We start from the raw sequence: 15,547 nt of genomic DNA on the forward strand, positions 1-15,547 counted from the left end.
AGCTAGGTTTGAACGCCGACTACTAGTTCCTCACAATCAACAACGGACAATCAATCATTGAGTGTTAACTTCCTTATGCAAAACTTTCGGAACTACTACGAAATTCTGGGAGTTTCCAGAGATGCTTCTATAGAAGAAATCAAAAAAGTTTATCGGCGGCTGGCAAGGCAATATCACCCCGACCTGAATCCGGGGAATAAAGAAGCTGAGGAAAAATTCAAAGATGTTGGAGAAGCGTATGAAGTGCTTTCCGATACGACCAAGAGAGCGCAGTACGACCAGTTCAGCCTTTTTTGGAAGCAGAAAGGCTTTCAAGGGGGAAATGCGGCACGCGGAAGTGCAGCGTGGAGCGATCGCAACAATGGTCGCACCAACGATGACCTAGATTTCGGCTCCTTCCCCGATTTCAACAGCTTTGTGGATCAGCTGCTCAATCGGCGCACCACTGCTAAAACGGCAACCGCTGGCACAAATTCCCGCACTACCACTGCCACTCAAGAATATTACCGCCCAGGCACCACCAAGACCACCTATACGGTGCGGACAGGTCGCCGGGATGCCGAAGCCAAACTGAGCGTGCCGCTCGACAAAGCTTATACAGGTGGTCGCGAACGAGTGCGGCTAGAAGATGGGCGATCGCTAGAAGTGAATATGCCAGGTGGCATGTTTTCTGGACAGCGGATTCGGCTCAAGGGTCAAGGCGTTAACGGGGGCGACCTGTACCTAAAAATTGAAGTCACCTCTCACCCTTACTTCAAGTTAGAAGGGACTGATGTTCTCTGCCAGCTGCCGATTACGCCAGTAGAGGCAGTTTTAGGGGGGCAGATTGAGGTGCCCACGCTCGATGGCCTGGTGAAAATGCGAATTCCTCCCGCAGTGCGTCCCGGTCAGCGTCTGCGTTTAGCTGGCAAAGGATATCCCAATGATCAGGGAGTGCGCGGGGACCAGATTGTGGAAATCCAAATGGCGGTGCCTAGAGACCTGACTGCGGAAGAACGCAATCTCTACGAAAAACTCCGTCAAATTGAAAGTTTCTATCCCCGCGCTGACTTGCCCATCTAAATTACTTCAGTTTCTAGCCTTTATTTTTAGCACTTGAAGAAAAGTGCTCAGTTTGCGCAAGTGGCGGATGTTTTTAGCTCAACTTGCGGATTTTTGCTGCTCTAGTTACTGCCAAACTAGACTTTATTACAGCAATTTTTAATTGCTTAGAACTTAGGCGTTTTTCTCGGAGTTGTGCAGAGAGAGTTTCTACACAACTATGGCCTACTCAAAAAACCAACTTTTTTAATTACTGTTAATTATTGCTGCGATCGCGACCCATCCCAGAAGCAAACCAAAAAAGCAAATCAAGAGAAGCAGACCATTATGATGACGCTTCAGGAACTGACGACTACAACCGACGTGCCTGTGCTAATCACAGATCATCAAGGCTTCATTACCTTCGTCAATTCTGCCTTTCAAGCTACTTTTGGCTGGCAGAGTGAGGAGATTCTCGGTCAACCGCTCACAGTAGTCATTCCTACAAGCTATCACGATTCCCATCATCTCGGATTTGCTCGCTTTACCCTCACTGAGCAACCGACGATCATGAACCATCCTCTGCGATTAATGGCAGTCACTCAGGATGGCAGAGAAATTCTATCCGAGCATTTCATTACCGCAGAGCAGCAGCTTGGCCAATGGATGTTTGGTGCCATCTTACGGCCTTTGGAGTCGTAACAACCCCTCACGGAGCAAAAGCCCTAATGCTAGGCGATCCCACCATCCTGCTCAATCAACTGCGCTCCACACTAGGCAAGATGGAAGTGGCTTTAGGGGCCATTGTCGATTCCATCGTTTGGACGGACGAGGATGGCAGAATTCAATGGTCTAATACTACGTTCGACCGTTTAGTGAATCGGCAACGCTTTGAAGTGTTGGGTACACCGCTTCTAGATTTATTGTGCCTAGAGCAACAGAGTCAGCCACTTACGCCGGAGGAACACCCAGTCAATCGAGTGTTACACGAACGACTGAATGTGACTGGCATTTATGAATTTCAACAGGCTGAAACCAGGCAAGTTTTAGAGATTTATGCCACTTGCATCCAATTTAAGGGTCAGGGAACTAATGCTGTCTTGGCAATTCGAGACCTAACAGAGCGCGATCGCCTGGATGCCGAACTGAAGCAATCTAAGCAAAAGCTCTCACTCCATGTTCAGCAAACTCCCCTAGCTGTCATTGAGTGGAACCTAGATTTTGAAGTGGTGGACTGGAACCCAGCCGCAGAAAAGATTTTTGGTTATGCCCAAAGCGAGGTGGTAGGCTGTCACGCTTTAGAGTTAATTGTGCCCCACGCCGCCAGAGAGCAGGTCAAGCAGGTTTGGGTAGAACTCTTGGCCCAAAGGGGAGGCATGCGGAGCACCAATGCCAACCAGACGAAAGACGGCAGAACTATTTTCTGTGAGTGGTACAACACACCTCTGATTGATCAAAACGGGAATCTGATTGGCATTGCCTCACTGGCTCAGGATGTAACGGAGCGCAAGTGGGCAGAAGAACAGTTGTTGCACAGCGCGATACATGATGCACTGACGCATTTACCCAATCGAACTTTGTTTATGGATCGCTTAGAACATGCCATGCAGCGGGCCAAGCGTTCCACAGGGGATTTGTTTGCAGTCTTATTTATCGATTTAGATCGCTTCAAACTAATTAACGACAGCTTGGGGCACTTAGTTGGGGATCAACTGTTAGTTGCGATCGCTCGCCGTCTAGAAGCCTGCCTAAAGTTAGGTGATACAGTGGCGCGGCTAGGCGGGGATGAGTTTGCCGTCTTACTAGAAGACATTTCAGATTTAAGCGGTGCCACCCAAATTGCTGAGCGCATCAAGCAGGCTCTGACCCTACCCTTCAACCTCAACGGTTACGAAGTGTTTACCACAGCTAGTATCGGGATTGCGCTATATACCCGCAGCTACGTTCAACCAGAGAATTTGTTGCGAGATGCTGATATCGCTCTGTATCGCGCCAAAGCCGTGGGGAAGGCTTGTTATGAAGTCTTTAACCTGAGTATGCATGCTCACGCGGTAGAGCGATTGCAACTGGAGACGGATCTGCGGCGAGCCATCGATCGCCAAGAGTTTCAGGTTCGTTATCAGCCCATTGTGGCTTTAGCCACAGGTGCAATTGTGGGGTTTGAAGCTTTAGTGCGTTGGCACCATCCTCAGCGCGGCTTGGTTGCTCCGACGGAGTTTATTGCAGTTGCTGAAGAAACAGGCTTGATTGTGCCACTGGGACATTGGGTGTTGCAGGAAGCTTGCCAACAGGTAGCGAACTGGCAAGTACGGTTTCCCTTCTGCCAACCCCTGACGATCAGTGTCAATATTTCGGGGCGGCAGTTCTCCCAGACAGATTTGATGACCCAAGTCAGTCAAATTTTGCAGACCACCCAGCTAGCACCTGGGAGCCTAAAACTAGAAATTACTGAGACTGTGTTAATGGAAAATTCGGAACCTGCGATCGCCATGCTACTAGCCCTGAAAACTCTGAATATTCAGCTATACATGGATGATTTTGGCACTGGATATTCATCTTTGAGCTATTTACACCGCTTTCCGATTGATGTCCTCAAAATCGATCGCTCTTTTATCACCACGATAGACACGAATAGTAAAAATTCAGCAATTGTTCAGACGATCATCACGCTAGCCCACAATTTGGGGATGCAAGTAATTGCCGAGGGCGTAGAAACGGCAGTTCAACATACTCAACTAAACCAGATGGGATGTGAGTACGGGCAGGGTTACCTGTTCTCTAAACCTGTATCCGCTGCGGTCATCACCACCCTGCTAACTCAGCAATATCATTGCCGCGCTCGCCAACTCAGTCCTCATCCGCAGCATCAACGCCAATTATCAAAAGCTGGCAAGGTTTTACCTGGAAATTGATTCAGAATTTCTGGTCTGAGCACTACGGCAAACCGATCGCGGATCGAGCTAGCAGTTGATATGCTGGAAATTCTCTAGGTAATAATGCGATCGCCCCCTATCAAGCTGGAAGACCCTGATAGGATCGAGAATAGACGGAGACACACATCATCAACCCATCATGACTCTGGGCAACTTACGTGATCTATATCAACAAGTGATTCTGGAGCGTTATAAAAAACCTCGTAACAAGGGTACAACCTCTCCAGTCCATCGCTATCAAAAAGGCCATAATCCCTCTTGTGGTGACACGATCGAACTGACTTTGCAACTCAACGAGAACAGCGACCGGATTGAGGATGTCAAATTTGAAGGGGAAGGCTGCGCGATCGCGATCGCCTCTACAGATCTGATGGCTGAGGCTTTACGAGGTCGCACCGTTGCTGAAGCGCTAGAAATGGTGCAACGCTTCCAAACCATGATGAAAGGAGAAGCAGAGTTTCCCCAAGAATTGCGGAAGTTAAACGTGATGCAAGGGGTTTCTCAGTTTCCTGTGCGGATTAAATGTGCCAATCTTTCTTGGCATACCTTAAAGGCAGCCTTAGAGCTCTCTGAAGCGTCTCAGCCTGCGGGCTTTGTCAGCAACGAATAACCGAGGGATTTCCTCAGCTTTATTGATCTGTCGTTAGTCTGAGTTTGCCACCGTCATGCCTACAACTGCCGATTTTTTAATTGCTACTAAGTGGTCAGGCATTCTGACATTAGTTTGCGCTGCTTTAACCGTTTTAATGTTTGTGTTCCAGTGGGGCGTGCGGTTCCGCTTTGTAGGAGTCACAGGCTTTATGGGGGTTCTAACCGTGGGCTTTTTTGCTCTCGGTTTGGTGCCTCTGACCCATACCATCATCCCGGGTGCCGCTCCTTTCTCACTCATCTATGACTCTGGAGCCAGTCAAGCTGTTATTTCGGTTTCACCCAAGATCAAGCAATCTGAGTTAGATGCCACTCTGCGCCAAGCGGCTTCCGATTTGTTCTCCTTTGGCCGTTTAGGGGGAGCGGACGAGAAACTCACGATTCGGGCTCGGACCATTATTCACCCAGAAGTGGGGCAATCGGTGCCTCTCTATTTAGGTGAAGTCAAGCGATCGCTGGCATCGCGAGATGACACCAATTTGGCGGTAACGATCTATGACCAAAATTTTGCTCGTTTGCCTCAGCTAGAGACCGCATCTCGCCCATCCTAAAACTTCCATCGGTTAGTTAGAAACTGGGTGATCTTTACGCCTTAGTTTCAGTGCAAACTAACCTGGAAATAGTAGTAAAGTTGTCCTTACCCTACGTAAATGTCAACGACCTCGCGATCGTGCCCTATGCCTCATCCCTCTCTGCCGGATTCATCATCAACCCAAACTAAAACCACGACTGCACTGCTCTCGCTGATGGTCGCGCCCGCTCAAGTGATCCGAGGCGAGCAAGCGTTGGCCCAGGTAGGGGAGGCAATTGGTCGCTTAGGACAGCGGCCTTTAATTGTAGGGGGCGATCGCACCTTAGCGGTGGTGCAACCTTGGTTAGAACCTGTCTTGCAGCAAGAAAAACTGTCATTCACTCAGGCTGCCTATGGTTTAGATTGCAGTGAGTCAGGACTGGCAGCGCTACGGGAAGCGGTTGCGACTCATCAAGCTGACGTCATCATTGGTGTTGGTGGTGGTAAAGCTTTAGATGCGGCTAAATTGATTGCTCATCAGTCCCAGTTGCCAATTGTGACTGTGCCCACTTCAGCAGCCACTTGTGCGGCTTGGACAGCCCTCTCCAACGTCTATTCCGATCAAGGAGCCTTTCTGTACGACGTGGGCTTGCCCCGCTGCCCAGATTTGTTGGTGCTCGACTATAGCTTGGTTCGGACGGCTGATCAGCGGACTTTGGTCGCAGGCATTGGTGATGCCTTGGCGAAATGGTATGAAGCTTCCGTCAGCAGCGGTCACTCCGACCAAACGTTGATGATTGCAGCAGTCCAGCAGGCCCGCGTTTTGCGCGACATTTTGTTTCAAAGGTCTGTGGCCGCTTTGCAAGAACCAGGGAGTGACGCTTGGCGCGAGGTGGTAGATGCTGCCGTGTTGTTGGCGGGCGTGGTTGGTGGTCTGGGTGGAGCCCAATGTCGTACGGTTGCCGCTCACGCGGTGCACAATGGCCTCACGCATCTGTTGGCTAGCCATGATGCTTTGCATGGTGAGAAGGTAGCTTATGGCATTTTGGTGCAACTGCGCCTGGAAGAAATGCTGCAAGGAAATCAACTAGCAGCGACAGCACGACAGCAGCTCTTAAAGTTCTATGCTGAAATCGGCTTACCCCAAACCTTAAGCGATCTGGGTTTAGAGCAGATTTCGCTGGCAGATTTACAACATGCTGCTGAAGTAGCCTGTGCTCAAGGCTCGGATATTCACCGTCTGCCATTCTCGGTTGTGCCTGCACAACTGATGGCAGCTATGGTTTCGACAATGGCTCCGGTTGAAGTCAGTCGTACCACTCTGACTCAGGCAACCAGCAACGAGGTGTAAAGAATGGAACTGGATTGGATTACCCCTGCCGAACGTCTGCGGGCGCTCCCTCCCTATGTATTTGCCCGCTTAGATGAGTTGAAAGCTCGTGCTCGCGAACAGGGTCTGGACTTGATTGATTTGGGAATGGGCAACCCAGATGGCCCTACACCTCAACCTGTCGTGGATGCAGCGATCGCGGCTCTACAGGACCCAGCCAATCATGGTTATCCGCCTTTTGAGGGGACTGCCAGTTTCCGCCGCGCTATCACCAGCTGGTACCACCGTCGCTATGGCGTCAGTCTTGATCCTGACGGAGAAGCTTTGCCGTTGCTGGGGTCCAAAGAAGGGTTGACTCACTTAGCGATCGCCTATGTTAATCCTGGTGATGTTGTTTTAGTTCCCAGTCCCGCTTATCCAGCTCATTTCCGGGGACCGCTCATTGCTGGAGGTAAGATTCACAACCTGATCCTAAAGCCAGAAAATGATTGGCTAATCGATTTGGCTGCGATTCCAGATGATGTAGCCAAGCAAGCCAAAACCCTTTACTTCAACTACCCCAGTAATCCAACGGCGGCCACGGCTCCCCGCGAGTTCTTTGAAGACATTGTCGCATTTGCCCGCAAGCATGAAATTCTGCTGATCCATGATCTTTGCTATGCGGAACTTGCCTTTGATGGTTATCAGCCCACCAGTTTGCTAGAGATTCCAGGGGCTAAGGACATTGGGGTAGAGTTCCACACCATGTCCAAAACCTATAATATGGCGGGTTGGCGTGTAGGCTTTGTGGTGGGCAATCGCCACATTATTCAAGGATTGCGAACTCTAAAAACCAATCTGGATTACGGCATCTTTGCGGCCTTACAATCTGCGGCTGAAACTGCTTTACAACTGCCTGATGTCTACTTGCACGAAGTTCAGGCTCGCTACCGCACCCGTCGAGATTTCTTGATCCAAGGACTAGAAGAACTCGGTTGGAGCATTCCGAAGACTCGCGCCACCATGTATCTCTGGGTACCTTGTCCACCAGGGCAAAACTCCACTGACTTTGCTCTGTCGGTACTGCAACAAACAGGTGTGGTTGTGACCCCAGGTAATGCCTTTGGTCCTGGCGGCGAAGGATATGTTCGCATTAGCTTAATTGCAGATTGCGATCGCCTAGGTGAAGCCTTGCAACGATTGAAACAAGCTAACATTCGTTATCAAGCCGAAGCCGTTGGGTCTCACTCCGAATAATTATTACCTTCAAAAATAATCGTGGGTCTAGTAAATATTCACTAGACCCACGGAAAATTGACTAATTTAGTCGCTGAAACTCAGCTCTGCTATTTAACGGCCAGTGGTTCCAGAGGCGCCACCAGTGTTAGTTGTGTCATTGCCAGTTGTACTTGTGCCCTCTGTAGTTGGTGCAGTATCTGACTGATCTCCCGTATTCAGATCGTTGGTGCTAGGTGCGGTATCAGTTGTACTGCCACTGCTGCCCTGAGTAGATGTTGCGTCATTTCCAGTTTGAGGCTGAGTAGGCGCAGGCGCAGGATTGCTGGGCACTGTGATATTTACGTCAGGAGCGGGAGCGGGTGCTACGTTCACCGTAGGTGCTGGAGCAGGAGCGGGTGCGGGTGCTTGAGGTGCTGGAGCCTGTGGCTGAGGAACAGGTACCACTCTGTCTCGCTCAATGATTCGAGTTTCGGTTTTGGTCACCGGGCTAGGCGATGGCTTGGCCGCTGGAGCAACTGAGCGATTCGGCACAATAATGGGTGCTACAGGCGCAGGAGTTTCGCGCCGTTGATTCAAGAAAAATAGTGTGCCAAGAACTAAGCCCAACAAAGAGGTCAGAATAATGCCGATCAGGAGCCCACGAGCTGCATTGTCGTTATCACGAGCAATTTGATTTCCGTCTCGCAATTCCCGTTCGGTGACCTGACCGCTTACGTAGCCATCGCGATAAGACACCTCGTCTGTCGTGGGTGTACGGGTATTAACGGTGTCAGCGTTGCGAGTGACACGAGTATGAGTATTTCCTTGAGCGTCTTGATAAGTCTCTTGACGAACTTCTGAATTGTGGGTTTCGCGGTTATCTCTGTTGTACATTTTTATTGCCAGAACGCTTTCAAAACAAAGGTTTTTAGAAAAAGAGCAAAGAAATATTTGAATCGCTAGAGACTACTAGAACCTAATGGATGAACTCTAAAATCAGTAGATTTCAATAATGACTTCTAAAGTTTTTGAGTCTGTATTTTGTACTAGCTCTACGTGAGCTCTGTATACAAAAGATACTTGGTTTGCAATCACAAACAGTTCTATCGGAAGAGTGGATTATTTGCTCTACCTCCAGGCTGACTTGCTTATTTAACTTTTTAAAGAAGATTTTTATAGCGCGATCGCTGAAAGAGTAGGAAACAAAAGTTACCCTACTTTTTCAAAGCTCAAGTTTCTTTTGAGTCAAAACTAGCTAACGCAGCAAGGCACTCCAAGTTGCAGGCCCAACGATACCATCTGCTTCTAATTGATACTGGCGCTGAGCTGCTTGAACCGCATTTTGGGTTTCTGGCCCAAAGGCACCATCTATGGCTCCTTGAAAAAATCCGGCGGCTTGTAAGCGCTCTTGCAGTCTAGAAACTGCGGAGCCTTGCATGCCTAATCTTAAAACTGGTAACTCTACCGTATAGGCTTCAGGTTCAGTGGAGCTCGAGGGGACAACTGGCCTTGCAGAACTATTACTACCTACTAAGTCCCTATTGGGGTTTGAGTTGCTAAGATTGGTAGTAGCTAGAGCTGGGGAGCGATCAGGATTTGGGTTGCTGGAATTAGTGATATTGGGAGTGGGAAAGGCCGCAGCAGAGTTGGTAGTAGAGGAAAGATTGGCCGCAGAGATAGTGTTGGTGGTAGACGAACGTAGGTTAGCGGTTGGTGGAAAGAGTTGATCCCAGGTGGCAGGCCCAACGATGCCATCCGCAGGAAGTCCTGCTGCTGTTTGAAAGCGAGAGACCGCGATCGCAGTACTTTCGCGATAAAAGCCGTCTACTACCCCAGCGTAGAAGCCCAATAACCTTAAAGTTGCCTGTAGCTCAGAAACGTCTCGACCTTGAGTGCCTAGTTTTAAGGTAGCTCGATTAATCAAGCTACCTGGAGTTCTAGTTAATGTACTGCCAGTTGGCGCTTGGTTGGCAGCTTCTTGAGCTTCAGCCATCCATGCGAAGGTACCGACTGAGCTAGCCGTTAGTAGACTGATGATGCTCCAGCGAACAAGCGGAGTGTAAATGATGCTGGGAGTCGCTAAGCCTCGATCCAGGCTGCTTTTCATTGACCTCACTCCTCTGTCAACTCAGTGACATGCGATCGCATGCCAAACTCCCCTGAGTTTATCTCATGTGTGATCTGGTTCAGCTAGGAACCTGACAATCTACTTTAAAAACAAAATTGCCCCACTGCGTAGAATGCTGTAGGGCAAGAGGACAGTTAAGCGCTTTTCATAGTGTCGTTAAATTCAACTCTAATCTTGGGGTACCGTGTGACGCTTTCTACATTGTCCATCCGGTGACTGAAGAGAGTTTTGTGAGGCAAAATTTTTGAAAAGTTTAAGCTGCGGGCGTTTCAGGCGATTGTATCGAAAACTGTAACTGAATTGCAGTTGCCATCGAACTCCCTTAATCTAGAGCTAACTACTCCTCACACACCACACCAGCAGCCTACAAGGGCTGCTTTTTTCTTGCTCTATTGCTTGCCTTTACGCGAAATAGTGAAAGGTCCAGCCCAATCCTAAGCCAACTAGAGAAAATGCTGATAAGACCCAGAAGGCGGTTAACTGCTTGAATCCGGCAGTTTGTAAGTCTAGCCTTGCCAACATACAAGCAGAAATTGTAACTAAAATATGAACAAAAACATTAGCCATGTAGAGAACTACGGCTGTTAGCGCGGAGCCGCAAAGCACTAGGATAAATCTACCAATGCTAGAAACAGACCAAGTGAAAAATCGCGATCGCAGGCTTTTTTCAGGCGCGGTCAATAATCCTGCCACAATGATGGCGAAGGCAGCAGCAAACAACCAATCAAACCCCGAACTGCGGGATGGGTAAAGGAACCAACCCCATGTACAGTAGGCAACTACTAAAAGTGCTAGAGAGAGCCAAGGAAGTTTTTTCAGCAATGCCATTCACGCGATTTATTGCCATCCATTTAGTTTACAGATTAGTTGAGATCGCTTGAACTGGGCACGTTGGAATGCACTGCTCGCAAACAATGCAGCGCGATCGCGTGAAAGTAAGTCGGAAAGATTGCGGATCGAGGGTCAAGGCTTCGGTGGGACAAATGCCAGTGCAGAGACCACAATGCACACAAACATCTTCGTCAATCAGCAGTTCTCGACTCGCTAAGGAAACTCCAATGTCTTGCGATCGCATCCAGTCAATGGCTGCATCCAACTGATCAATATCCCCAGACAACTCCACAACGAGCTTGCCAATCTGATTAGGGGCAACCTGAGCGCGAATAATATTAGCGGCAACATTAAAGTCTTTGGCCAGCCGGTAAGTGACAGGCATTTGCACAGAACGTTTAGGAAAGGTCAGAGTTACCCGTTTTTTCACAGCAGGCGCTCATAAAGGTTGCTTTGTTGTACTGACCTTTATTATAGATTTCTCTATCAGCGCCCCAAGTAGAGAATTGCAAGGAACCTATCTTGGGCCTACTCAATGCAAAAGGGCACCTACCAGAGGTACCCCTACAATTGTGTTGTGCTCAATTTACCAGAACAGGGTTGTTGCAAGACCTAAATCAGACAGCCTAGTACTTTATAAAGATGAAGGACTATCAGGGGCGACTTCAGTGCCTGCAAACTGAATTAGCTGTTGTTGATCCGTAATCAGATCGCTGAGCTCGTTAATGTTAACCCCAATGTCTTGACAGGCTTGGTGCAATTCCCGCTCAAATGTATTCAAATCACTGCCATAGCCACAGAGATGAGCAGCAGTTTCAACTCCTTGTTTGGCATTCGCTTTGGCACAGTCAATCAGATCTGTACCCTTTAAAGGTGTAGGTGAAGCCATGAATTTAATTCTTCTCAGTTCTGCCTTACCAGCCAATTTAGCTAAGCTTTTCTCCTAGTTGATCTCTCGTAGGGCAGAATGCTCGCCTGACTGAGGTTGGTTGAGGTTGGTTGAGCAGGGTCGGAGTGTTGACCAAGACCGTTCCGTCCTAACGATGCTCCCGTTGCCAGTACTTATAAACAGCATGGGCTAGAGTAACAACTCCGGTTAGAATTGCCGACTCATCCACCTCAAATTGAGGATGGTGTAACGGGTAATTGAATTTATCGGGATAGCCCACACCCAAGCGAAACATGCTGCCAGGAGCATGTTCTAAATAAAGAGAGAAATCTTCAGAGCCTAAAGAAGGCTCTAGTAAAATCTGTACGCGATCGCTCCCCCAAGCTTCATGAGCCGCTGCTTCTAGCAACTGGGTTAGGGCTGGATCATTCTGGACTGAAGGCACTCCCCGACGATAGTGCAGCTCGTATTTGGCACCGTAGGTTTGGCAAACATTGGCGACAATTTGCTCGATCCATTCGGGCAGATTGCTGCGAGTTTCAGGATGGAGCGATCGCACAGTTCCTTGGAGACGCACCTGGTCAGCAATTACATTAGGAGCCCGTCCCCCATTAATCTGCCCAAACGTCAAAACCACGGGACGCAGGGGATTTTGGGTACGGCTAATGGCTTGTTGCAAGTTAGTCACGACTTGAGCCGCAATCCAAACCGCATCGATCGCTTCGTGGGGTCGCGCCCCATGACCCGACTCACCCACAATCAAAATTTCTAAATCATCAGCCGCCGCAGTCAGGGCTCCATAGCGGATGCCGACAGAACCAGCGGGAATCGACGGAAAGACATGAACGGATAAAATCGCCGTGACTTGATCCATAACGCCATCTGCTACCATCCAACCTGCCCCTTGGGCAATTTCTTCGGCGGGCTGAAACAGAAAACGCACCGGGCCTGGTAAAGCGCCGTTGAGTTGGGATAACACCATGGCTGTACCCAAACCCACCGTGGTGTGGATATCATGGCCGCAGGCGTGCATAATCCCAGGCTGTCGCGAAGCAAATTCTAGACCAGTTCGCTCCTGGATTGGCAGGGCATCCATATCTGTCCGGATCGCGAGCAACCGTGGGTCGGTGCCTTGATTTGGCAGTTCACCTACGACTCCAACTTTGCCTACTGCTTCTTGCACATGCAACCCGCAGGAGGAAAGAACACCCGCTACATAAGCAGCCGTTTGATATTCCTGGCCGCTTAGTTCTGGATGACTGTGCAGATGGCGACGAATTTCAATTAAACGCGGGGCGAGGGTATGAGCAATCTCTTTAATCTGACTAAGCATGACAATGGGCGCTGCTATGGCTTTCTGGTTGGTGCCAGAACGAGTAGACTATCAAACTGTTGCTTTTCTGGTGTAGCAGAATTAGAAGCACTAATGCTATAAACTGTGCCGAGCCAGCGCTTGACTTCTCTCATCTCTGGGGCGTTGCTATAAGGCTGAAATAGGCCGTAGATAAACGATAGGGAAGCTCCCATGTTCGTATAAAAATAGCCTTGGTTGGGACGTGAAAAAGAGTCGGTAGCGGTTTTGAAGGTGCGATTTTGGTTAAGTGGTAGGTACGGTTTAGGGTTGAGCGCCTTCATGGGACCGAGCCCAGTTGTGACCACTAACGTATCTTGATCCACCCAACTATGGGCGAAGAAACTTTGGCGATCGCCTGCTTCTGCAAATTCCCAACTGGTGACGGGTTGGCCTTGAATGCTACGGGTCGCAATGTTCAAAGCGCTACCGGATTGCGATTTGATGAACTGGTCGAACTTTTTCAGGGCGGCTTCAGCGGCAGGGCGATCGCTGGTTTGCATCACCAAACCCAAGCCCAAGTCCAGGTTGGGATAGAGGCGGCTGAAGGGCCCTTGATTATCGGGAAACAAAAACGCTGCATATTCCCCATCCATCCAAGGCAGCCAATCGCGCTCCAAATCTAAACCACTGAGGGTCCGAATCCCATCCCGAACGACCTGTAAAGCTGGTTGTAGGGTTGGTTCCGCTTGAGTAATATCTACGAAGGATTGCCATTGCTGCTTGAGATTGCGGCTAGTACTGGCTAGATAAGTGGCCCCTGGCATCCGCGTTAGAATCTGCTCGGCATTGGGAGTCAAAACATCAGCTTTGGTGGGTTGTGGCGTTTTGTAGTAAGTACTAATTTGGGTGTGAACGCCTTCTGGCTGCAACCATACATAGCCATCAACGGTGCTGTAATCTTGGGCTAAGCGTTCTAGGCCAACCGTCAGCCCTTCCATTGGCACTGGGCTGGGTGGCTGAGAATCTGCTTTTAATTTACGAGGCTGAGAAGTTTGCGGTTGGGGAGAAGTAGGCTCTTCCGTGGGAGGTGTTGTGGGAATCGGGAACTGGGGCTGAGGGAAGCGAGCAATCTCAGCGATGTTGCCGTAAGCTACCAGCAGCGATCGCTGAAACTGGGGATGCTGCATTGTGCGCTGAAACTGCGGATTCGTTGCTAGCGCTGGGCTCTTGCTGCGGCGGGCATCAATTAATTGTTCGATCGGGGCTGGAGTGGTAGCTGTCACCAAGTAACCAGGCAAGACAGCGATCGCTAAACCTGCCTGAGGGCTAGGAATGGAGGGAATCGAGAGTCCCCCTCCGGGAATGGGAGGTAAAGGTAAAGTAGGCGTAGAACCGACAGCTTTGAGTTTGGAAAATGCCTGTGGCTTGTCTGTCAAAGTCTGAGTCGTTGGTTCAGTCGGCTGAATTTCTTCCTCAGAGGGTGCTTGAGGTGTAGTTTCAGGCTCTGATTCAGTTTCTGGAGCTGACTCGCAGCCTGGCTGGTTTGGTGAGGCACTGTCGCACTGCGCTGGCTTTTCCGCAGGCCACTCCCAAACGGTAACTCCTTTATATTGACGCTCGAGCGGAAGTTGGCTTCGGGATGCCTTGAGCTTTGTCAAAAAAGCATTCAAAAGCTGAGTGTCTTTAACTGGGGCTAGCAAAAGGGCATGGTTTGCGTTAAGAAGTTCCGAGCTATTTTCTAAGCGATCGTCGGAGTTCTTTTCTGAACCCGTGAAGGGCATGAGAGCGATCGCCACTCGCTCACCTAGCCAAGGCTGTACATCTGTGGTTAAGTCTAGACCTAGAAAAAGAGCGGGCAGTCCGGCTAGAAAAGGTCCAGCTTGGGAAAACAACTGAAACTGTGTCAGTGTGGTCCAAGCCTCAGTATTGGTGTTGACAAATACTACACCCGCAACATTAGCAGGCAACGTAGTAGTGAGTGAGGAAGATTTAGCAACGTTAGATGGGGAACTGGGTTGCGCGATTACATAACTTGGACTCGTTGCTAGAAGTGCAAGAAGTGGTAATGCGAAACGATGTAGCAAAGTTCTCTCCACCTTTTTTGTTCACAGACTAGCCTATTCCTGTAGGTTTAGCAATCTAGGTTCAACTCCAGGTTTGACTGGTTCTTCTGGCAGTTCAGGTGGGAATAATGACACCATCAGCCAAAATTGACGGCTGAACACCTGGTACTGAATAACGAGATTGCTGGAGACGATTATGATGTTGAAGAGCGAGCCGAACCGGATGCCTTATCATGGCTGGCTCCTTGAGGTCATCCCTTATGGTGATTCCTTCAGGTTCGATGCCCATCACCCCAGTGTACCGGGTGGCATGAATGAAGGAGAGACCTACAACAGCTTTGCGGCTGCCTTGGTAGCAGGGCGTCACTTTATTGACCGCGAAGTCGCAATTCAAGCTTTATTAGATGTGCTAGGCACCCTACTAGAAGACGAGAAAATTAGCTGCGATGAATATTGGAGCTTGACCTGCTTCTACTAAATCCTGAAGTTAAGGATCGCTTTGTAATTCTTGAGGCTGGAGATAAGCCACCATCTGCTGGATGCCTCTCTGAATGCGGCGAGTCACTGTCATGGGGCTAACTTCAATCCGCTCTGCAACTTCTTTGCGGGACAAGTCGCTGAAGTAAACAAGCTCGATCGCGGCTCTTGTCTTGTCTTCTAGCTGGCTCAGCGCTCTCTGCAACTGCTGACGGTCTTCTTCGAG

The 15,547-nt window shown here is 49.5% G+C and carries 16 protein-coding genes; 8 read left to right on the forward strand and 8 right to left on the reverse strand.

Annotation, left to right across the window (positions count from 1 at the left end; all coding sequences use genetic code 11):
• The first annotated feature begins 75 nt into the window (after nt 1–75).
• The 7 genes from H6F90_RS29515 (at nt 76) to H6F90_RS29545 (ending at nt 7,678) form a co-directional block, all read left to right on the forward strand.
• Complete coding sequence (locus tag H6F90_RS29515) at nt 76–1,062, forward strand: DnaJ C-terminal domain-containing protein (RefSeq protein ID WP_190555512.1); 987 nt, start codon at nt 76–78, stop codon at nt 1,060–1,062.
• A gap of 174 nt (nt 1,063–1,236) precedes the next feature.
• The gene (locus H6F90_RS29520; protein WP_370588136.1) at nt 1,237–1,722 is read left to right on the forward strand and encodes a PAS domain-containing protein; all 486 of its coding nucleotides are present in this window, start codon (nt 1,237–1,239) and stop codon (nt 1,720–1,722) included.
• The gene (locus H6F90_RS31310) at nt 1,683–3,932 is read left to right on the forward strand and encodes a bifunctional diguanylate cyclase/phosphodiesterase (protein WP_190555513.1); all 2,250 of its coding nucleotides are present in this window, start codon (nt 1,683–1,685) and stop codon (nt 3,930–3,932) included. The genes H6F90_RS29520 and H6F90_RS31310 overlap by 40 nt, the downstream gene beginning before the upstream one ends.
• Nucleotides 3,933–4,092: 160 nt before the next feature.
• Nucleotides 4,093–4,563, forward strand: coding sequence for a Fe-S cluster assembly sulfur transfer protein SufU (gene sufU / locus H6F90_RS29530; RefSeq protein WP_190555514.1), 471 nt, complete (start codon nt 4,093–4,095; stop codon nt 4,561–4,563).
• A 55-nt stretch (nt 4,564–4,618) separates the two neighbouring features.
• Nucleotides 4,619–5,152 carry a Ycf51 family protein gene (locus H6F90_RS29535; RefSeq protein ID WP_190555516.1) on the forward strand — a complete coding sequence of 178 codons (534 nt, stop codon included), beginning with the start codon at nt 4,619–4,621 and terminating at the stop codon, nt 5,150–5,152.
• A 126-nt stretch (nt 5,153–5,278) separates the two neighbouring features.
• Entirely contained in the window at nt 5,279–6,463 is a 1,185-nt protein-coding gene (locus tag H6F90_RS29540; protein WP_190555517.1) for an iron-containing alcohol dehydrogenase family protein, read from the forward strand.
• 3 nt (nt 6,464–6,466) lie between these two features.
• Nucleotides 6,467–7,678, forward strand: coding sequence for an aspartate aminotransferase (locus tag H6F90_RS29545; RefSeq protein WP_190555519.1), 1,212 nt, complete (start codon nt 6,467–6,469; stop codon nt 7,676–7,678).
• Between the two features lie 93 nt (nt 7,679–7,771).
• Here the strand turns inward: H6F90_RS29545 and H6F90_RS29550 are convergent, their stop codons facing one another.
• The 7 genes from H6F90_RS29550 to H6F90_RS29585 all read right to left on the reverse strand — a co-directional run bounded on the left by H6F90_RS29550 (nt 7,772) and on the right by H6F90_RS29585 (nt 14,877).
• The gene (locus H6F90_RS29550) at nt 7,772–8,533 is read right to left on the reverse strand and encodes a hypothetical protein (protein ID WP_190555520.1); all 762 of its coding nucleotides are present in this window, start codon (nt 8,531–8,533) and stop codon (nt 7,772–7,774) included.
• Nucleotides 8,534–8,894: 361 nt separating this feature from the next.
• On the reverse strand, nt 8,895–9,746 hold the full coding sequence (locus H6F90_RS30325) for a peptidoglycan-binding protein (protein ID WP_199296271.1): 852 nt from the start codon (nt 9,744–9,746) through the stop codon (nt 8,895–8,897).
• 423 nt (nt 9,747–10,169) lie between these two features.
• Complete coding sequence (locus tag H6F90_RS29565) at nt 10,170–10,595, reverse strand: hypothetical protein (RefSeq protein ID WP_190433631.1); 426 nt, start codon at nt 10,593–10,595, stop codon at nt 10,170–10,172.
• A 28-nt stretch (nt 10,596–10,623) separates the two neighbouring features.
• Nucleotides 10,624–11,028 (reverse strand): NIL domain-containing protein, encoded by a 405-nt coding sequence (locus H6F90_RS29570; RefSeq protein ID WP_190433629.1) that lies wholly within the window; start codon nt 11,026–11,028, stop codon nt 10,624–10,626.
• 204 nt (nt 11,029–11,232) lie between these two features.
• Nucleotides 11,233–11,487, reverse strand: coding sequence for a hypothetical protein (locus H6F90_RS29575; RefSeq protein ID WP_190555522.1), 255 nt, complete (start codon nt 11,485–11,487; stop codon nt 11,233–11,235).
• 148 nt (nt 11,488–11,635) lie between these two features.
• On the reverse strand, nt 11,636–12,820 hold the full coding sequence (locus H6F90_RS29580; protein ID WP_190433626.1) for a M20 family metallopeptidase: 1,185 nt from the start codon (nt 12,818–12,820) through the stop codon (nt 11,636–11,638).
• Between the two features lie 14 nt (nt 12,821–12,834).
• A complete protein-coding gene (locus H6F90_RS29585) occupies nt 12,835–14,877 on the reverse strand; it encodes a DUF3352 domain-containing protein (RefSeq protein WP_370588137.1) in 2,043 nt (680 codons plus the stop codon).
• Between the two features lie 163 nt (nt 14,878–15,040).
• Between H6F90_RS29585 and H6F90_RS29590 the strand changes: the two genes are divergently transcribed.
• Nucleotides 15,041–15,322 carry a hypothetical protein gene (locus H6F90_RS29590; RefSeq protein ID WP_190433622.1) on the forward strand — a complete coding sequence of 94 codons (282 nt, stop codon included), beginning with the start codon at nt 15,041–15,043 and terminating at the stop codon, nt 15,320–15,322.
• Between the two features lie 9 nt (nt 15,323–15,331).
• Here H6F90_RS29590 and H6F90_RS29595 read toward each other — a convergent pair.
• Nucleotides 15,332–15,547, reverse strand: a 216-nt coding sequence (locus H6F90_RS29595) for a sigma-70 family RNA polymerase sigma factor (RefSeq protein WP_190555525.1), incomplete at its 5' end; no start/stop codon positions are given.

The organism is Trichocoleus sp. FACHB-591, from assembly GCF_014695845.1.
Lineage (GTDB): Bacteria > Cyanobacteriota > Cyanobacteriia > FACHB-46 > FACHB-46 > Trichocoleus.